Annotated in this window: 17 protein-coding genes and 1 pseudogene; 12 read left to right on the top strand and 6 right to left on the bottom strand. The window is 71.1% G+C overall.

Annotated features, from left to right (window positions below; all coding sequences use genetic code 11):
- Positions 1–97: 97 nt before the first annotated feature.
- Together E1286_RS13055 and E1286_RS13050 are read right to left on the bottom strand one after the other, a co-directional pair.
- Positions 98–1,060 (bottom strand): 5-dehydro-4-deoxyglucarate dehydratase, encoded by a 963-nt coding sequence (locus E1286_RS13055; RefSeq protein WP_132612120.1) that lies wholly within the window; start codon positions 1,058–1,060, stop codon positions 98–100.
- A complete protein-coding gene (locus E1286_RS13050; RefSeq protein ID WP_132612118.1) occupies positions 1,057–1,950 on the bottom strand; it encodes an NAD-dependent epimerase/dehydratase family protein in 894 nt (297 codons plus the stop codon). Before E1286_RS13050 ends, E1286_RS13055 begins: the two co-directional genes overlap by 4 nt.
- A 191-nt stretch (positions 1,951–2,141) precedes the next feature.
- On the opposite strand from E1286_RS13050, the gene E1286_RS13045 reads away from it, so the two are divergent.
- The 8 genes from E1286_RS13045 (at position 2,142) to E1286_RS13010 (ending at position 11,562) form a co-directional block, all read left to right on the top strand.
- Positions 2,142–3,095: a LacI family DNA-binding transcriptional regulator gene (locus E1286_RS13045; RefSeq protein ID WP_132612116.1), complete on the top strand. Its 954-nt coding sequence runs from the start codon at positions 2,142–2,144 to the stop codon at positions 3,093–3,095.
- Positions 3,096–3,307: 212 nt separating this feature from the next.
- Positions 3,308–4,267 (top strand): carbohydrate ABC transporter permease, encoded by a 960-nt coding sequence (locus E1286_RS13040; protein ID WP_132612114.1) that lies wholly within the window; start codon positions 3,308–3,310, stop codon positions 4,265–4,267.
- Entirely contained in the window at positions 4,251–5,117 is an 867-nt protein-coding gene (locus tag E1286_RS13035) for a carbohydrate ABC transporter permease (RefSeq protein ID WP_132612112.1), read from the top strand. The genes E1286_RS13040 and E1286_RS13035 overlap by 17 nt, the downstream gene beginning before the upstream one ends.
- A gap of 40 nt (positions 5,118–5,157) precedes the next feature.
- A complete protein-coding gene (locus E1286_RS13030; protein ID WP_132612110.1) occupies positions 5,158–6,444 on the top strand; it encodes an extracellular solute-binding protein in 1,287 nt (428 codons plus the stop codon).
- Between the two features lie 16 nt (positions 6,445–6,460).
- Complete coding sequence (locus tag E1286_RS13025; protein ID WP_132612108.1) at positions 6,461–7,741, top strand: Gfo/Idh/MocA family protein; 1,281 nt, start codon at positions 6,461–6,463, stop codon at positions 7,739–7,741.
- On the top strand, positions 7,731–8,768 hold the full coding sequence (locus E1286_RS13020) for a dienelactone hydrolase family protein (protein WP_132612106.1): 1,038 nt from the start codon (positions 7,731–7,733) through the stop codon (positions 8,766–8,768). The genes E1286_RS13025 and E1286_RS13020 overlap by 11 nt, the downstream gene beginning before the upstream one ends.
- Positions 8,769–9,035: 267 nt before the next feature.
- Positions 9,036–11,156 (top strand): Xaa-Pro dipeptidyl-peptidase, encoded by a 2,121-nt coding sequence (locus tag E1286_RS13015; RefSeq protein WP_132612104.1) that lies wholly within the window; start codon positions 9,036–9,038, stop codon positions 11,154–11,156.
- A gap of 172 nt (positions 11,157–11,328) precedes the next feature.
- Complete coding sequence (locus tag E1286_RS13010; RefSeq protein WP_132612102.1) at positions 11,329–11,562, top strand: hypothetical protein; 234 nt, start codon at positions 11,329–11,331, stop codon at positions 11,560–11,562.
- Between the two features lie 100 nt (positions 11,563–11,662).
- Here the strand turns inward: E1286_RS13010 and E1286_RS13005 are convergent, their stop codons facing one another.
- Positions 11,663–12,448, bottom strand: a complete 786-nt coding sequence (locus tag E1286_RS13005; RefSeq protein ID WP_132612100.1) for an SDR family NAD(P)-dependent oxidoreductase — start codon at positions 12,446–12,448, stop codon at positions 11,663–11,665.
- 98 nt (positions 12,449–12,546) lie between these two features.
- Between E1286_RS13005 and E1286_RS13000 the strand changes: the two genes are divergently transcribed.
- Positions 12,547–14,112 (top strand): DUF4434 domain-containing protein, encoded by a 1,566-nt coding sequence (locus E1286_RS13000; protein WP_132612098.1) that lies wholly within the window; start codon positions 12,547–12,549, stop codon positions 14,110–14,112.
- 33 nt (positions 14,113–14,145) lie between these two features.
- On the opposite strand, the gene E1286_RS12995 is transcribed toward E1286_RS13000, so the two are convergent.
- From E1286_RS12995 to E1286_RS12985, 3 genes are all read right to left on the bottom strand, one after another.
- Positions 14,146–15,030, bottom strand: a complete 885-nt coding sequence (locus E1286_RS12995) for an alpha/beta fold hydrolase (protein ID WP_223189882.1) — start codon at positions 15,028–15,030, stop codon at positions 14,146–14,148.
- A gap of 89 nt (positions 15,031–15,119) precedes the next feature.
- On the bottom strand, positions 15,120–16,034 hold the full coding sequence (locus E1286_RS12990) for an RNA polymerase sigma factor (RefSeq protein ID WP_223189880.1): 915 nt from the start codon (positions 16,032–16,034) through the stop codon (positions 15,120–15,122).
- Positions 16,035–16,234: 200 nt separating this feature from the next.
- Positions 16,235–17,116 carry an arginase family protein gene (locus tag E1286_RS12985; protein ID WP_132612094.1) on the bottom strand — a complete coding sequence of 294 codons (882 nt, stop codon included), beginning with the start codon at positions 17,114–17,116 and terminating at the stop codon, positions 16,235–16,237.
- 28 nt (positions 17,117–17,144) lie between these two features.
- On the opposite strand from E1286_RS12985, the gene E1286_RS12980 reads away from it, so the two are divergent.
- From E1286_RS12980 to E1286_RS12970, 3 genes and pseudogenes are all read left to right on the top strand, one after another.
- On the top strand, positions 17,145–17,672 hold the full coding sequence (locus E1286_RS12980; protein ID WP_132612092.1) for a CGNR zinc finger domain-containing protein: 528 nt from the start codon (positions 17,145–17,147) through the stop codon (positions 17,670–17,672).
- A gap of 203 nt (positions 17,673–17,875) precedes the next feature.
- Positions 17,876–18,172, top strand: a complete 297-nt coding sequence (locus E1286_RS12975; RefSeq protein ID WP_132612090.1) for a hypothetical protein — start codon at positions 17,876–17,878, stop codon at positions 18,170–18,172.
- Positions 18,172–18,981: pseudogene (locus tag E1286_RS12970) on the top strand (hypothetical protein); the annotation flags it as partial. The gene E1286_RS12975 and the pseudogene E1286_RS12970, both read left to right, overlap by 1 nt.

The raw sequence follows: 18,981 nt of genomic DNA, 5'->3' as shown, positions 1-18,981 counted from the left end.
CGGCTCGGTCGCTCGGATGCCGCCGCCTTCCCCCGCTCTGGTCGCTGCGCTCCCGCCGCTCCTCCAGACGACGGCGCTCCCTCACGTACTCATGGCCTCACTCCGTTCGGCGGCTCGGTCGCTCGGATGCCGCCGCCTTCCCCCGCTCTGGTCGCTGCGCTCCCGCCGCTCCTCCAGACGACGGCGCTCCCTCACGGGCAGATTCCAGGCCGGTCTTGATCAGCGCCTCCAGCTCCGCCAGGTGCTCGTCGGTGAGCTCGACCAGCGGCGGCCGGACGGTGCCCACGTCGAGGCCGCGCAGCCGGACGGCCGCCTTGACCAGGGAGACCGCGTAGCCGGGGACCTTGGCGCGCAGGCGGACCAGCGGGGCGTAGAACTCGGTCAGCAGCCGCTCGTCGCCGTTCAGGTAGGCCAGCGCTATCTCGGGGGCGAAGGCGAACACCGCGCTGGAGTACAGCCGCACGCCGAGGCCCCGGTAGGCCGGCATGGTCAGCTCGGCCGTCGGCAGGCCGTTGAAGAACAGGAAGTCCGGATACCGCTCGCGCACCGCCAGCACGGTCCGCTGCATGCGGTCGATGTCGCCCACGCCGTCCTTGAGCCCGATGACGCCCGGCAGGCCGGCCAGCTCCACCACGGCGTCCGGGTCGAGCACCACCGAGCCGCGCTGGTAGACGATCACCGGCAGCTCCGCGGCGACCGCGCGCACGTACTCGGTGAACCCGTGCCCCGGTCCCTGCGCCAGGTACGGCGGCATGAGCAGCAGCCCGTCGGCGCCCGCCGCACGGGCGGCCCGCGCCTGGTTCAGCGCCGTCCCCAGCGGCCCGCCCGCGCCCGCGAACACGGGGACCCGGCCGCCCACCGCCTCGGCGGTCACCCGGACGGCCCGCGCGTGCTCCGCCTCCGACAGGGCCGAGAACTCGCCCGTGCCGCACGCCGCGAACACACCGCCGGGACCGTGCTCCATGCCCTGCCTGACGTGCTCGGCCAGCACGTCCTCGGCGAGCGCGCCGCCCGCGTCGAACGGGGTCACCGGGAAGAACAGCACACCGCTGAGATTCATTCGGTCTCATCCTTGAGTTCGGAACGCCAGCTGCGCCGGGGTCGCCAGCCGAGCAGGCGCGTCGCCTTGGCGGTCGAGAAGGCCGGCAGGGTGCCGGTGAGCCCGGCCGCGAACGGCTCGGTGCCGGGCACGACATGGGGGAGCAGGTCGGCCAGGGGTTTCCTGGCCAGCGCGTCGGCCGCGCCGGCGAAGAACACCTCGCCGTTCGGCACGTCGGGCAGGGCCTCGGCGAGCACGGCGATCAGCTCGGCGGCGTCGCGGGCGTCGATGTAGTTGAACAGCGACACCCCGCCCAGATCCGGCCGGTCGAGCCGCTCGCGCACGGTGTGACCCGACTGCGTGGGCGCACCCGCCCACTCCTCGGGCGGGATGACGAAGCACGGCCGCACCGCCGCCATGCGGGTGCTCCCCGCCACGGCGAACGCCTTCATGGTCTGCTCGGCCACCACCTTGGACAGGTTGTAGGCGTTCCACGGCCGGACCGGGTGCTCCTCGTCGATCGGTAGGTACGACGGCGCCCAGCCGCCCGGCGCGCCGTACCCGATGACGGTGGGGCTGCTGGCCACCACCACGCCCGCCACCCCCAGGGCCACCGACGCCTCGCACACGTTGAACGCGAGCCGCGTGTTGACCTTGAAGATGACCGATTCCGGGGCGCTGAACGGCGTCGCGATGGCGGCCAGGTGGATCACCGACTCGGGCCGGAACCTCGCCATCACCTCGAACGCCTCACCCGTGTCGGTCAGGTCGGCCGGGAACGTGACGGCGGCCTCGGCGGGGGTGCCCGGGGCGCGGTCGACACCGATGACCTCGTGCCCGGCCGCCGCGAGAGTGGTGACCACGCTGCGGCCGAGGCGTCCGGCGCTTCCGGTGACGAGGACTCTGCTCACCGTGAGGTGCTCCTTCAGGACTGCAAACAGTTGCACCAAACCTTTGTGTCAGGAAGGCCGGGCCGTCAAGAGGTGATTTGCTGCCCGGCCCTCTAGCTGGGGGTTCCCGAGGAGGCCGGAAGCGGTTTGAGGGGCATGCGCTTTCACGTCGGACCGGGATTCTGCAAGCGGTTGCGTTATGGTGGGCGACTGTGACAGTGACGATTCGTGATGTGGCCCGGGCCTCCGGCGTGCATGTGTCCACTGTGTCCCGGACGTTCTCCGCTCCCCACATGGTGAACGCCACCACCCGCACCCGGGTCCTGGCGGTGGCCGAGGAGCTGGGCTACCGGCCCAACCGGGCGGCGCGGGCGCTCACGACCGGTCGTACGCACAACCTCGGTCTCATCGTGGCGGACATCGCCAACCCGTTCTTCCCGCCGCTGATCAAGGCCGCCCACGCGGCCGCCCGCCAGCGCGACTACCACCTGTTCGTGGCCGACACCGACGAGGAGCCGGCCGCCGAGGAGGAGCTCGTGCAGGCGTTCTCCAAACAGGTGGACGGCGTGGTGCTGTGCAGCCCGCGCTCGTCCAACAAGGCCCTGGAACGGCTGGCCGAGCGGGTGCCGTTCGTGGTCATCAACCGGCGGCTGCGCGGCGCGGCCACGGTGCTGATGGACGTCGGCCACGGCGCCAGGCTGGCGGTCGAGCACCTCGCCGGGCTCGGGCACACCCGCGTGGCCCTGGTGTCGGGGCCGGCCGGCTCGTGGACGAGCGCCGAGATCCGTACGGCCGCCGAGCAGGTGCCGGGCGTCGAGCTGGTCGTCGTCGGCCCCAACGCGCCCATCGAGCGGGGCGGCTTCGCGGCGGCGCGGCGGGTGCGCGACTCCGGCGTGACCGGCGTGCTGGCCTACAACGACCTGGTGGCCATCGGGCTCATCGAGGGGCTCGGCGAGCTCGGGCTGAGCGTGCCGCAGGACGTCAGCGTGGTGGGGATCGACGACATCGTGCCGGGACGGCTGAACCGCCCGAAGCTCACCACGGTCGCCATGCCGACGGCCGCCGCCGGGCGGCTGGCGGTGGATCTGCTCATCCAGGAGGTGAGCGCGACCACCTCGCTGGAGACGCGCCTGGTCGTCAGAGACTCCACTGCGGCTCCACGGTAGCGTGCTGCTGCAAACGGTTGTACTAAACCGGAGCGAAATTCGTCTGACTTATCAGCTGGCCACATCGTTCAACTGGGAAAACGTCTTGGCGATATATCGGTAACGGCTATGTAACGTCTGCAAAGGGTTGACGGAACTTTCCGGACGGCTATAGGAAAGCGCTATCCATTCACATCTCGCCGGAAGGTCCGTGATGACGAATGAGTTCCGTCATGGCTGACTCGGTGGCGGTGAAGCCCCGGGACGCGGTGACCGAACCCGCACGCGGCGGCCACCGCTCCACCAAACGTTCCCGCCGCGAGGCGCGGGCCGCCTACCTCTTCCTGGCGCCCTGGTTCGCCGGCCTGCTCGTCATCACCATCGGCCCGATCGTGGCCTCGCTGTACCTGTCGTTCACTGACTACAGCCTGCTCGATGAGGCCACGTGGGTCGGCTGGGACAACTACGTCCGGATGTTCACGCAGGACCCGAGGTTCCTCAACTCCCTCTGGGTGACCACGGTCTACGTGGTCGTCTCGGTGCCGATGCAGCTGGCCTTCGCGCTCGGGCTGGCCCTGGTGCTGGACCGGGGGCTGCGCGGCCTGCCGTTCTACCGCTCCGTCTTCTACCTGCCCTCGCTGCTCGGCGGCAGCGTCGCGATCGCGATCCTGTGGCGCAAGGTGTTCGGCGCCGACGGGCTGGTCAACGCGGTGCTGGCGATCTTCGGCATCCAGGGCACCGGCTGGGTCGCCCACCCCGACTACGCGCTGGGCACGCTGATCCTCCTGCACGTGTGGACGTTCGGCGCCCCTATGATCATCTTCCTGGCGGGCCTGCGGCAGATCCCGAGCAGCTACTACGAGGCCGCCGCGGTGGACGGCGCCGGGCCGGTGCGGCAGTTCCGCGCGATCACGCTGCCCCTGCTGACGCCGATCATCTTCTTCAACCTGGTGCTGGAGCTCATCAAGTCGTTCCAGTCGTTCACGCAGGCGTTCATCGTGAGCAACGGCAGCGGCGGACCGGCCGACTCCACGCTCTTCTACACGCTCTACCTCTACCTGCAAGGGTTCAGGGACTACGACATGGGCTACGCGGCCGCGATGGCCTGGGTCCTGATGCTGATCATCGCCGGGCTCACCGCGGTGAATTTCCTCGCTTCCAAGTATTGGGTCTTCTATGGCGACACCAAGTAGGCCGATCCCGTTCCTGTTCCGCCCGATCAGGGGCGGACGGCTCGTCAAGCACGCGTTGCTGATCGCCTTCGGCCTGGTCATGATCTATCCGCTGCTCTGGATGATCTCCAGCTCGCTCAAGCCGGAGGATCTCATCTTCCGGGAGCCGGGGCTGTGGCCCAGCCAGGTCACGCTGGAGAACTACACCGCCGGCTGGACGGCGCTCAAGCATTCCTTCGGCTATTACCTGTGGAACTCCGCGGTCGTGACCGGGCTGTCGGTGGTCGCGAACCTGGTGGCCTGCTCGCTGGCGGCCTACGCCTTCGCGCGGCTGGAGTTTCCGCTGAAGAAGCTGTGGTTCACGCTCATGCTGGGCGGGATCATGCTGCCGTACCACGTGACGATCGTGCCGCAGTACATCATGTTCTCGAAGCTCGACCTGATCAACACGATCTGGCCGCTCCTCATGCCGAAGGTGCTGGCCACCGACGCGTTCTTCATCTTCCTCATGGTGCAGTTCATCCGGACGCTGCCCCGCGAGCTGGACGAGGCCGCGGAGATCGACGGGGCCGGCTACTGGCGGATCTTCATCAGGGTCGTCATGCCGCTGTGCCTGCCCGCGCTGGCCACGACCGCGATCTTCACGTTCATCTGGACGTGGAACGACTTCCTCAGCCAGTTGCTGTACCTCAACAATCCCGACAACTTCACCGTGCCGGTAGCGTTGCGCACGTTCTTGGACGCCAGTAGCGACTCCTCGTGGGGGCCGATGTTCGCCATGTCGATCATCGCGCTCGGCCCCATCTTCGGGTTCTTCCTGGCCGGCCAGAAATACCTGATCCGTGGTATCTCCACCACGGGCCTGAAGTAGCTCATCCCCCCAACTGAAACCCCCTACAGGAGGTCAAGCCGTGAGCTCAGGCAAGAGAAAGTGGTCCGCGGCATTACTCGCCGCCGCTCTGCTGGCGGTCACCGCGGCCTGTGGCGGCGGAGGCGACGGCGGCGAGGGCGCCGGCGGCACGGTCACGCTGCGCTTCTCCTACTGGGGCAGCGACGCCCGGCAGAAGATGACCGAAGAGGCCATCGCGAAGTTCGAGGCGAAGAACCCGACCATCAAGGTCGAGGGCGAGTTCTCCGACTTCGACAGTTACTACGAATCACTGTCGACGAAGGTCGCGGCCAGTGACGCCCCCGACGTCATCCAGCTGGAGATCCGCGCGCTGCGCGAATACGCCGACCGCGGCACCCTGGCCGACCTGTCCAGCTCGGTCAACGCCGCCGACATCGACGCCAAGCTGCTGGCCACCGGCGCCATCGACGGCAAGCAGTTCGCCATCCCGAACGGCGCCAACGCCTTCTCCCTGATCGTCAACCCCGCCCTGGTCGAGAGCAGCGGGCAGAAGCTGCCCGACGACACCACGTGGACCTGGGACGACTACGTCGACCTGGCCTCCAAGATCACCTCGGGAAGCGACGGCAAGGTCACCGGCACGCAGCTCAGCTGGAACCCGGCGTACCTGGAGATCTACGCGGCGCAGAAGGGCGAGTCCTTCTACCAGGGCAACCAGCTCGCGATGTCCCCCCAGACCATCAAGGAATGGTGGGCCATCATGCAGAAACTGATCGAGACCAAGGGCTCGCCCGACGCGGCCAAGAGCGCGGAGGTCGGCGCGACCAGCGTCGACCAGTCGCTGCTCGGCACCAACACCGGCGCGATGGGCATGTGGTGGAGCAACCAGCTCGGCGCGGCGGCGAGCGCCTCGGGGCAGAACCTCGAGCTGCTGCGGATGCCGAAGCTGGAGGGCGCCACGACCGGCGGCATGTTCATGCAGCCGGCGATGTTCCTGGCCGCCTCGTCGCAGTCGGAGCACGCGGCCGAGGCCGCCAAGTTCATCGACTTCATGATCAACGACCCGGAGGCGGGCCAGATCATCCTCAGCGACCGCGGCCTGCCGGCCAACGCCAAGGTGCTGGCGGCGGTCAGGGACAAACTGCCGGAAGCCGACCAGAAGACCCTGGCCTTCCTCGAAGAGGCCAAGAGCGAGCTGAAGGACCCGCCGGCGGCCCCGCCGAAGGGCGCCAGCGCCATGGAGGACATCCTCACCCGCTACTCCGAGGAGGTCATGTTCGGCAGGATGACCCCGGACGACGCCGCGGCGAAACTCATCGCCGAGGCCAACGCCTCGATCGCGGGCTGACAGCAAGAGGAGAGACATGAAGTACGCGTTCGTCGGGCTGGGGCACCGCGCGCAGATGTACGTCGACGCGCTGCTCGGGGAGTGGCGCGACGCCGGCACCATCGTCGCCCTGTGCGACACGAACCGGACCCGCATGGCCTACTACGCCGAGCGGATCGGCGGCGAGGTGCCCTGCTTCGGGCCCGCGGAGTTCGACAAGGTGCTCGAGCTCGCCGACGCGGTCATCGTCACCACCGTCGACGCCACGCACGCGCGCTACGTGTGCGCGGCGCTCGACGCCGGCCGCGACGTCATCGTGGAGAAGCCCCTCACGACCGACGCCGAGGGCTGCGCGGCCATCGCCGCGGCGGCCGAACGCAGCGCCGGCAAGCTGATCGTCACCTTCAACTACCGCTACTCGCCGCGCAACTCGGCCGTGCGCCGCCTGCTGATGGAGGGCGCGATCGGCGAGGTGACGTCGGTGCACTTCGAGTGGACGCTGGACACGATCCACGGCGCCGACTACTTCCGCCGCTGGCACCGCGAGCGCGCCAACTCCGGCGGCCTGCTCGTGCACAAGTCCACCCACCACTTCGACCTGGTCAACTGGTGGCTCGGCGCGGCGCCCGAGCTCGTCTTCGCCCAGACCGACCTGCGCTTCTACGGCGCCGGCAACGCCAGGAAGCGCGGCCTGGAGGAGCGGCCCGTGCGCGGGCAGGGCGCGCCGGGCCTGGGCAGCGACCCGTTCATCCTCGACATCTCCCAGGACCCCCGGCTCAAGAGCCTCTACCTGGACGCCGAGCACGAGGACGGCTACATCCGCGACCAGGACGTCTTCGGCGAGGGCATCGACATCGACGACAACATGTCGGTGCTCGTCCGCTACACCAACCGGGCGATCCTGACGTACTCGCTGCACGCGCACGCGCCGTGGGAGGGCTACCGGGTCGCCTTCAACGGCACCGAGGGCCGGCTGGAGCTCGACGTGGTCGAGCGCGAGTGGACGCCGCCGCACGCCGCCATCGACCCGAGCGCGGCCGCCAAGGAGCACGCTACCGGCTCGTCGGAGCGGCTCACGCTGCGCCGCCACTGGAGCCCGCCGGAGGAGGTGCCCATCGAGAGCGGCGCCGGCGGGCACGGCGGCGGCGACCGGCTGCTGCTCGACGACGTCTTCCGCGGCCCCGGCGGCGACCCGCTGGCCCGGCAGGCCGGCTACCGCGACGGCATCCGCAGCGTGCTGACCGGTCACGCGGCCAACGTCTCGGCCCGCACCGGGGCTCCCGTCCACCTGGCCGACGACGGCACGCGTGTTCGCTGAGCTGGCCGTGGTCGCCGCGGCGCAGTTCGGGCCGACGCCGGCGCTGCCCGGGGCCGAGCTGCGGGCGGCGGCGCGGGACGCCATGGGGGTGCTCGACCTGACCGCGCGGGACGTGCGGGTCGAGCGCACCTGGACCGACGGCGACCTGCGGGGCGAGGAGCTGTCCTGGACGGTCGGCTTCGGGCCGCGCACGGGGGCGTACCTGCTGCGGCCCCGTGACGCGGACGGGCCGCTGCCCGGCGTGGTGGCGCTGCACTGTCACTCCAGCATGAAGTGGGCCGGCAAGGACAAGATCGCCGATGGCCCCGAGGGGCCGTCGCCGGAGGTGCGCAGGCTCAGGGACGCCGTCTACGGCGGGCGCGCCTTCGCCGGGGCGCTGGCCCGGCGCGGCTTCGCCGTGCTCGCGCACGACGTGCTCGCCTGGGGCAGCCGCCGCTTCCCGCTGGACGTCCCCGACGGCCCCGGCAGCGAGCCCGACCGGTACGACGCCGCCGCCCGGGAGCACGAGCACGTCGTGGCCAAGCACTGCGCGGCGCTCGGCACGTCGTTCGCGGGTGTGGTGGCGGGGGAGGACCTGGCCGCGGCGGCCTACCTGCGCTCGCGGCCCGACGTAGGCCCGGTCGGCTGCGCCGGGCTGTCGGGCGGCGGCTTGAGGGCGGGCCTGCTCGGCGCGTTCGACCCCGAGATCAGGGCCGTCGTGGTGGCGGCCATGATGTCGTCGTACCGCGACCTGATCGGCACGCACGTGCACCGGCACACCTGGATGTTCTACCCGCCGGGGCTGCCGCGGCTGGGCGACTGGCCCGACCTGGTCGCCTCGCGCGCGCCCGCGCCGCTCATGGTGCAGTACGCGCTGCGCGACGAGCTGTTCCCGGAGGCGGGTATGCGCCGGGCGCACGCCGTGATCGAGGAGCGCTACCGGGACGCGCCCGAGGCGTACGAGGCGGTCTTCGCCGACGTGCCGCACAGCTTCGACGTGCCCCGGCAGGAGCAGGCCTTCGACTGGCTGGCGGCGCGGCTGGCCTGAGGGGAGGCCGGCGACCCGTCGCGCGGCGGCGGGACCAGCCGGGCAGCACCGCACAGCGGCCCGTCCCGGCGCTACGGCGGTCGAATCCCGCCCGCCGAAGTTCCGTCAGATGTCGGGTGATCCCTGTCGGCGCCGCGGATAGGGTCGGCTGACCAGACGGAGACCCAGCCCGGCCACGAGGTGCACCGCGGGTGACAGCGCCGCGCTCTTCGATGCCGTCGGACCAGGTGCTCCGTCGGCCGCCGCGCTGACATGGAGTGATTCACGATGACGCGAGGAACGCCACGCCTGGGAATCTCCACTCTGCTGGTCGTGCCGGCGCTGGTGGCGCTCACCGCCGCCGCGACTGCCGCGCCGGCCACCGCCGACCCGCTCCCGGGGCCGGTCTTCGCCGACGGACAGGCCCAGATCGTGTCCGAGTTCGCCGATCCCGGCACCTGGATCCGGGAGCGATTATGGGTCGAGACGGAGTTCGACTCCGACGGCGACGGCCGGCTCGACCGCATGCACGTGGACGTGACCAGGCCGGGGCCGACCGCCGACGGGCTGAAGGTGCCGGTGATCTACGAGACCAGCCCGTACTACGCGGGAACGGCCTCGACCCAGCGGCAGTACTTCTGGAACGTCAACACCGAGCTCGGCAAGGAGCCTCCGCCCCGGACCTCGCCGCCCCCGATCGCGTTCAGGCCGGACCGGACCGCCGTGTCGACCAGCGAGGTCAGCACCTGGGTGCCGCGCGGTTTCGCGGTCGTGCACTCGGACTCGCCCGGCACCGGGCTGTCCGAAGGCTGCCCGACGGTGGGCGGAGCCAACGAGTCGCTGGCGCCGAAGGCGATCGTCGACTGGCTGAACGGCCGGGCGAAGGGCTACACCAGCGTCGTCGGCGGCGAGCAGGTCTCGGCCACCGGATGGTCCACCGGCAAGGTCGGGATGACCGGTACGTCGTACAACGGGACGCTTCCCCTCGCGGCGGCCACGACCGGGGTCGAGGGGCTGGAGGCGATCGTCCCGATCGCGCCGAACACCTCCTACTACCACTACTACCGCTCGAACGGGCTGGTCCGGCACCCGGGCGGCTGGCTGGGCGAGGACATCGACTACCTCTTCGACTACATCAGCAGCGGCTATCCGGACCGCAGGGAATACTGCGCCCAGCACGTCCGCGTCGACCTGATGAACCGGCACCAGGACCGGGCGACCGGTGACTACAACGACTTCTGGGCGGGGCGGGACCTCCTCAACGCGGTGCGCGGAGTCCGGGCGGCCACCCTGATGGCGCACGCCTTCAACGACTGGAACGTGGTGCCGGAGCACAGTGTCCGGATCCTCGACGCGCTGAAGGCGCAGGGCACACCGGTCCAGGCGTACTTCCACCAGGGCGGGCACGGCGGCGCGCCGCCGCTGGACATGCGCAACCGGTGGTTCACCCGCTATCTCTACGGGCAGCACAACGACGTCGAGAACGATCCCCGGGCCTGGATCGTCCGCAACGAGACCGGGGAGAGCCGGCTCACGCCCTACGCCGACTATCCGAACCCCGAGGCGGCACCGGTCGGCCTGACGTTGCAGCAGGGCGGCGGCACCGCCGGCGGGCTGACCTCGCTGGCCCGGGCGGACAGCGGCACGGAGCAACTCGTCGACGCCGGTGACCTGGCCTGCAACGCGGGCACCCTGGCCACCCAGGCGTCGGAGCACCGGTTGCTCTACGTCACCCCCGAACTCAGCGCACCCGTGCACATCTCCGGCACCGCCCAGGTCCGGATCCGGCTGGCCGTGAGCAAGCCGGCGGCGAACCTGTCGATCGCGCTGGTCCGGTTGCCGTGGACCAGCGGGGTGGGCTGCGAGTCCAGCACCCGCGGCTCGACGACCAGCATCATCACCCGTGGCTGGGCCGACCCGCAGAACAACCGTTCGCTGCGGCGCGGCGACCCGCTCGAACCCGGCGAGTTCGTCGAGCTGACCGTGCCGTTGCAGCCGGACGACCAGGTCGTCCCCGCGGGGTCGCGGATCGGGCTGATGATCTTCTCGACCGACCACGAGTTCACCCTGCATCCCGCGCCGGGCACCGTGCTCACCGTCGACCTCACAAGAACGTCGCTCGACCTGCCCGTCGTCGGCGGGCCGCTCGCGATGCCGATCTGCGCCGAGCCGGACGCCCGGCCGACGGTGGTGGTCGGCGAAGTCGACAGCGGGGTGCCGAACCGTACGCTGGCCGGCACCTGCACGGTCAACGACCACATCCTCGACACGGAGGACTGGCCGAACCACGGCCAGTTCGTGCGGCACGTGACCGAAGTCGCCGACCGGCTCGTCGCGGCGGACCTGATCAGCGCCCAGGAACGCTCCGCACTCGTCCGCGCCGCCGCCCGGTCGAACGCCGGCAAGTGATAATGCAGTTAAGTGGGCGTAATATCCGATATCGCGATATTCGCCTAATTGGAGGGATATCTTCGGAATTTGACTGTTAATTGAAGGCGCCTGTTTCGCCGATCACGGCGATTTTCTGGCCATGGTCTGACCAGCCGCTTACCTTTGTCTGGTGGGCGGAGACCGTGACGTCATGATTCTGATCATTATCGCGTTCGCGTTCATCATCGTCGGCCGACGGCTGCAACGCGCAATCGATCTCTACAGCAAGTGGCGGGACGCCGTCGCCAATCTCGCGAAGGCCGTCGCGGCGCTCCCCGGCATCCGCGGCGACTTCTGGCGCGGTATCGGCACTTTGCTGAAGGTGGCGTTCGTGGCCACCATTCTGTTCTGGGCGGCGATCAATCTCGATCTGCTCACTGACTAGCTGGGCCCGCGGGCGCTTTTTGCGGGGAGGGAAATGGCGACCGCGGTGAGCAGCTTGCCGCATTCATTGATGAATGCGGCAAGCTGCTCCGGGCGAAGCTCTAGGGCAGGATCGCGTCCACGTAGCCGCCATCCACGCGCACCGCGCCGCCCGTCGTCGCCGAGGCGAACGGCGAGCTGAGGTAGACCACCATGTTCGCGATCTCGTCGGGCTCGATGAGGCGCTGGATCAGCGACTGCGGGCGGTGCTCGCCCATGAACGCCCGCTGCGCCTCCTCCCACGGCAGCTCGCGGTCCACCAGCTGGTAGACGAAATCCTCCACGCCGCCGGTGTGCGTGGGCCCCGCGATCACCGAGTTGACCGTCACCCCGGTGCCGGCCGCCTCCTTGGCGAAGCCTCGCGAGACGGCCAGCAGCGCGGTCTTCGTCATGCCGTAGTGGATCATCTCGGCCGGGATGACGACGGCGGAGTCGCTGGCGATGTACTGGATCCGGCCCCAGCCGCGCTCCTTCATGGCCGGCAGGTACGCGCGGGTCAGGCGCACCGCGGCCAGCACGTTGACCTCGAAGTAGCGCCGCCACTCCTCGTCAGTGATCTCCAGCGCCGGCGTGGCGCCGAAGATGCCCAGGTTGTTGACCAGGATGTCGACGTCGGGGAGCATCCGCAGCACCTGCCCGCAGCCCTCCTCCGTCGAGACGTCGCCGGGCGCCGCCACCAGGTCGAGGCCCGATTCCATCCGTTCGACGGCCGCCGCCACCGAGGCCTCACCGCGGCCGTTGATGCCGACGCGGGCGCCCGCCCGGGCCAGGCCGGTGGCGATGGCCGCCCCGATGCCCTGGGTGGAGCCGGTGACCAGAGCCGTCTTTCCGCTGAGATCGATTCGCACGATGTTCCCCCCTGTCCGCCCATTCTGCGCGATCACCTCACGACCGCTCGCACCGGGGCAGTGATACGTAGGGTGGTGTTGGCGTGGAAGGGGCGTGCGTGCACCGGATCCTGTGGATCGTCTCGGCAGTGGCATTGGTGGTCGTCATGGTCGGGGCCATGGTCGTCCCCGACGACCCCGAAGAGCCGCCCGGCGACGGGTGCCCGCCGCGCGACACCCGCGTGACAGCCCCCTACGCGGTCACCGGCTACTGGGTGATCCCGCGCGCCGACCGGTGCGTCACCCGCAGCATGGTCGAGGGGATCCGCAGGATCGGCGGCGACACGCTGATCACGTTCGGCCCCCGGTTCGCCGTCGGGTCCGACCCCGACTGCGTGATCGACGGCCGGCCGTGCGCCGAGGTGCCGGGCACCCGGATCCGCCACGTCTACTCGTACACGACCAGCGAGGAGTTCGGGAAGGGCATGCTGCGCTGCCCCGGGCTCGACCGGCGGGTGGTGGTCGGTGAGCGGATCTTCTACCGGCTGTCGCTGGCCGCGTCCTGCACCGACCCCGAGCACGACCTGGTGATCGTCTCCACCGACGGCGACGGGATCGGCCACCTCATGACCGAGGCGAGCGCGTACGGCGTGACGGTCTTCCCGGGGCTGCCCGCGGCGCCGCAGCGGGAGGGCAAGCCGTGGGAGCCCGACCTCGACCACGTCGACGCGCTCAACGCCTTCACTGCGCGGGTGCTGGCCGACTACCGGCAGCGGTTCCAGGCGATGACGGCGTTCGGCGGGGTGTACCAGTCGTTCGAGCTGGCCATGCGGGCGCGCTCCGACACCGACCCGATCATCGCCCTGTACGCGGCCCAGCACGAGGTTGTGGCCGCGGCGCTGCCCGGCAGGAAGATCGTGGTCAGCCCGTACATCGACGGCCGGCGCGGCCGCGGGTTCCCGCCGGAGCAGACCGAGGAAGGGCTCGCCGACATCGCCTCCACGCGGGCGGGCCTGCCCATGGCCGTCGCCGTGCAGGACGGGCGGGGCACCGGCAAGGTGCCGGTGCACGGTGAGCAGGAGGACGGCGCCGTGGTGGCCCCCCGGCTGGCGCCGGTCGTCGGCCAGGTGACCTACGAGCAGGGTTACTACGGCTCCACGCGCGAGTTCATGGTGGCGGCGGCCCGGCGGGTGCCCGACGGGGTGGAGCTGTGGGCGAACGTCGAGGGCTTCGAGCCCACCCCGGTGCCGGGGGAGTGCGGCCGCGTCGACCCGCTGCCGCTGCGCGGGCGCACCACCAAGGCCCGGCTCGACCAGCAGGTCATGGCGGTGGCGCCGTACTCCGCGAAGATCATTTCGTACGGGTGGGAGCCGTTCTTCACCTGCCAGGACCGGCCCGGCGCGCCGTCGCTGGCCGACGGCATCGCACAGGGGTGGCAGCAGCCGATCATCGTCAACGCCTACCCCAAGGAGATGAACGGGCGGCCGGGCGTCCTCGTCGAGGGCTACAACCTGCGCGGTGGCACGCTGCGTTTCGGTGAGGCCGCCGTGGCGCAGGAGTGGCACGCGGGCGGGCGGCTGGAGTCGGCCTGGGCGCCGTACACGCCTTCGGGGCCGTGGACGGCGATCACCGCCACGAACGGCGCCGGCCACACCAGCACGAGCCCGTACGTGATGCCGGGTTAGGCCCCCGTCCCAGGTGACGGGGGCCGCAGGGGGTTACGCGGGGATCGACCGGGTGAAGTCCCGCAGGGCGTTCGCGAACGCGGCGGGTTCCTCCAGGTGACCCATGTGCGCGCTGTCCTCCAGCACGACCAGCCGTGACCCCGGAATCAGGGCGTGGAGTTCCTCCGCCCACCGCGGGCCGCACTGCACGTCGTACCGGCCGACCACGACCAGGGTGGGCACGGCGAGCGACGGCAGGGTGTCCCGGTCGTCGATGATGTCGGGCTCCAGTTTCTCGTCGAGGGACGAGATGTAGGTGCAGGAGATCGTCTCGCGCAGGCTCCCGAACTCGTTCTCGCGCTCCCAGTAGTTCGCGAAGAAGACCGGCATCAGGTCACGCAGCGTTGTCGTGATCTCCTCGTCGTCGGTGACGCTCATGGACTGGAGCCCGTGGAGCACCCTGGGGAGGCCGGCCTGACCCTCGTGCCGCCGGACGAACTCCTCGATCTTGGTGCCGGCCTCGGCGATGTGCGGCGGACCCGTCACCGGGGCGCTCTCGTACAGCACCAGGCCGCTGAGCCGGTCGGGGTGGTGCAGCGCGAAGTACTGGGCCACGAAACCGCCGTGCGAGTGCCCGAGAAGGATCACCAGGGGCAGGGACAGCCGATCCAGCAGGCCGACCAGGCTTCTCGTGTAGCGCTTACGGCTGTAGCCGTCCGGATGCGACGGCAGGCGTTGCGAACCGCCGGTGCCGAGCGGCTCGACGTACACCATGGTGAGGAACTCCTCCGCGGCCGGCATGCGCAGGGACTCCCAGATCACGCCGGGCCCGCCTGGCATGGCCACGCAGACCGGGCCCGAGCCGTACACGTGGTACCGCTGGGTCAGGCCGTCCACCGCGACGTCGTGGGCGCCGGGGGACAACAGGTCTTTCTCCATCGAAATCTCCATGTGGGAGGTAGTCGGACACCCACAAGATGCGGCGAGGCCGGGGAAGTTCGATGCGGGAAGAGTGATCCGCGCCACTTTCAGCCGGCGTGGAAGAGCCGCAGCTGGTGCATCCGGCCGTTCCGCATGGACATCAGCCAGGCGACCGCCGGAGGGCAGTGGTGCGGATTGTCCGGCGGGTTCACCATGTCCATCTCCCAGATGGTGGTGTCGCGGCTCGCGACGGCGGTCACGAAGCGCTGACGCACGCCCGCCTCCAGATCGCTCACCATGCCCCGGATCAGGAAGTCCCGGTCGCCCACCCGCTGCCGTCCGGAGTAGTAGGCGACGTGAGGCGTCCACCGCTCGGCCGCCAGCTCCGCGAACCGCCCCTGCTCGACCGCGGCCAGGGTCTCCGCCGCCTCCAGGGCGCTCGCCCGTGACCGCGCGAGCGCGTCGCCGTGCGCCGCGTCCGCGGTCGCGGCCATCGCCTCGGCCAGTCTGCCCCTGGCCTCGCTGAGCCTGCTGCGCACCGTGCCCACCGGCACGCCGCACAGGGCGGCGATCTGCTCGTAGGAAGGAGTGCGGGGGCTGAAGTGCCGCAGCATCACCGTCATGCGCAGGGTGGGGGACAGCTCGTCGATCGCCCGCCAGAGCCAGTCGCGCATCGCGTGCCGGTCGATGACCTGCTCGGGGCCCGCTTCCGCCGCGAGCGCCGCCAGGTCCTGGACCGGCGTCGTAGCGCCCGCCGAGCGCAGGTGAGCGCGGCAGACGTTACGCACGATCATGCGCAGCCACGCGCCACAGGACTCCGGCCGCCGCACGTCGCCGATACGCCGCAGGGCGATCATCGACGCCTCCTGCACGGCGTCCTCCACGTCGGGCACGTTGCCCAGCACGCTCAGGGCCACCGCCCGCATGCCGGCCCGGTGTTTCTCCAGCAGCGCGCCCAGCGCGGGCACCTCGCCGTCCCGGGCGGCGCGCAGCAGCTCCTGATCGGAGATGTCGTCTCTCACCCGCCCCAGGGTACGCAGGCCGTTCTCACGAGCTGCCGTGACGTAGGCCGATTCCACCCTGAGGCCGGGCCTCGGTCGCCCAGCAGGAACGACCGCGTTGTGCGCAGAGGGAGCGGCGCTCGCCGTCCGTGTACCCCACCTCGGCGGCCGGCCCGTGCTCAACGCCTACAGCGGCGTCTTTTCGCTGACCCCTCCAGGTCTCAGGTCAAGGCGGACACCAGGATGTCGGCCAGCAGGGCCGCCTGCGTGCCGTCCTCGTCGAGGTCGGGGTCGTAGATCGTGAGCTGCAGGCCGGCGGCGCCCGGCAGGGCGAGCAGCCCGCGGAGCAGGCCGGTCAGCCCGTCCGCGTCGAGGCCGCCCGGGGTGGGGCTGTCGACGGCCGGCAACACCGACGGGTCGAGCACGTCGGCGTCGACGTGGATCCAGAACCCGTCGAGGTCGTCGCGCACGAGCACCTCCTCGACGGCGGCGAGCGGGATGTCCGCTCCCGGGACGTACGCCAGCCCGCTGTCCGCCACGTCGCGCAGGTCCTCCTCGTCGCGGACGCCGAGCACGATCACGTCCTCGTCCCTGACGTACGGCCGCAGGCCGTCGATGTCCGTCAGGCGGTCCTCGCCCCGGCCGGTGACCAGGGCGAGGTCCTCGCCGGCCGCCGAGACGACGTAGGGAGAGTTGCCCAGGTGGCGGAAGTCGGCGTGCGCGTCCAGGTACGCCACCCCGTAGCGGCCCTCGCGGCGCAGCGCCAGGGCGGGGCCGAGCAGGATCGAGCAGTCGCCGCCCAGCAGGATCGGGAACCCGCCGTCCGCCCTGATGGTGCTCACCCGGCCGGCCAGGGCGCGGGCGTAGGCGGCGATCGCTGGGCCGTTGCGCACGCCGTCGCCCTCCTTCCACGTGGCCACGTAGCGCGGCGGGACCAGCGCTCCCGCGTCGGCAGCGCCGAGCCGCGCGAGCAGGCCCGCGTCGCGCAACGCCCACGGGGCCTTGTAGCAGCCGGGGACCGTGTCAGGAGCGGGCGGGCGCAGGCCGAGGTTGGAGGGGGCGTCGCGGACTACCAACCTCCTGTCAGGGTTTATTGTGTTCATAGTCGTGACGGTAACAGGAGGTGGGCGGATGCGCCAGTACGCCGAGACGGGTCTCGTGGCCCTCGATCTCGCCAACACGTGGGACGAGTACCTGGACGACCCTGAGCGGCTGCCCGACGCCGAGGCCCTGCGCCGGTTCTGCGCCGAGCTGGGCGAGCCCTGGGCCGGCGAGCCGGACGCGCTGTGGCAGGTGCGTGAGGTGCGCCGGAGGCTGCGCGCGATCCTGGCCGACGAACCCGCCGAACGCACCCACACCCTGGCGCTGTGGGCCACCGAGCTGTCGGTGCGCGCGGTCGTGGCGGAGTCGGACGGCACTCCCGTCCTGCGGCTCGCCGCCGCCGAGCACGCGGCGCTCGCCGAGCGGCTCGCCGTGCGCGCGGTGGCGGAGCTGCTGGACGTCGCGGCGGCCGGCGACTGGGAACGCCTGCGGCTGTGCGCCGCCCGCCCGTGTCGCGACGCGTTCGTCGACCGCAGCCGCCCGGGCCGCCGCCAGTTCTGCTCCACTCGCTGCGCCAACCGCGCCCACGCCGCCGCCTCCCGCGCCCGCCACCGTTGACCGTGCGCGCCCCTGTCTCCCGCGCCTGTCACGGACTGACCGTGCGCGCCGGCCGGCGGTCACCGATGCTGTCTCCGGCAGGTGTTGCCGCCGAGGTCAGCGCGGCAGTCTGGCGCGTCTGACACGGGTGCTCGTTCGTGGCGGGGAAATGTCGGTGGGGATCGGTAGCTTTCCCTCACCCCCCGATTGATGGAGGTTGGCCGATGTACCGACAGGGTGACATCCTGCTCGTCCCCATTGCCGATGAGTCCGCGCCGAGCTCGGTGCGGCCGGAGCCGCGGGATGCCCGCGGGCGGCTCGTGCTGGCGTACGGCGAGGCGACCGGGCACTGCCACGCGATTCCCGGGCCGGGCACGCTGTCCCGAGGCTTCCTGCACCTGCCCGAGGGCGGGCGTCTCGTGCACGAGGAACACGAGGCGATCTCCCTGCCGAAGGGCTGGTATCGCGTGGTGCGGCAGCGTGAATACGTCCCGGGGTCCTATCGGGTGGTGGCCGACTGATGGAGACGTTGACGTGGGAGGGCGTCGCCCTCGCGACCGGGCCGGGCGGCGACGCCGAGGCAGCGGTGCGGCAGGCGTACCGCGAGGCGGGGCTGGCCGAGCCCGAGCAGGTGGTCGTGCTGGCCTCTCCCGCGGCCGGAGCCCTGGCCGCCGCCTGGCTGACAGGTGGCGACGAGATGCGCCGGGCGCCGGCGGCGTCCGTGCTCGGCGCGTTCGCTGAAGGCAGTCCTGAGCAGGTGCCGGCCGCCGTCGAGAGCGGTGCCGGCCAGGCGCCGCCCACCGCCGTGGGCGGTGCCGGGCAGGGGTCGGCTGTGGCCGTGGGCGGTGTCGAGAAGGCGTCGGCCGTCGCTGACGGCAGCGTGGAGCGGGCGCCGGCCGGTGCCGAGAGCGGTGCGGAGGGCGGCGTCGAGGCGGTGTCGGCCCTCGTCGCAGATCCGGCGTTTCAGGCCCTGCTGGGGTTCGGCGATCCCGGGCGGAGTGTGCGCGACGCCGTTCGCACCCGTCCGTGGGAGCGGGTGAGAGCGGTCGCGTACGGCGAGTTGGGCGCCACCGGGTGGGCGGCGCTCTGGGACGACACGGGCGGGCGGCTCTGGCCGGCGGTCGATCGGCTGGTCCGCGACATCCGCCGGGGCATCGCCGACCTGGGCGGTGAGCCCGTCCGGCTGGTGACTCTCGACGCGGTCCTGGGCCAGCACGACGCTCCCTGGTTGTCGGCGTTCGACGGATTCCACGACGCAGACCCGGCCGGCGGGCCTGCCGCCTCGGGCGGCGACGGCCGGAGCGACGGGCGGAGCGGGTCGGGCGGAGCG

This window comes from Nonomuraea terrae, assembly GCF_004348995.1.
Lineage (GTDB): Bacteria > Actinomycetota > Actinomycetes > Streptosporangiales > Streptosporangiaceae > Nonomuraea > Nonomuraea terrae.
Note: the sequence above shows the minus strand (reverse complement) of the source record. Positions and strands in the feature narration are given on the sequence as shown.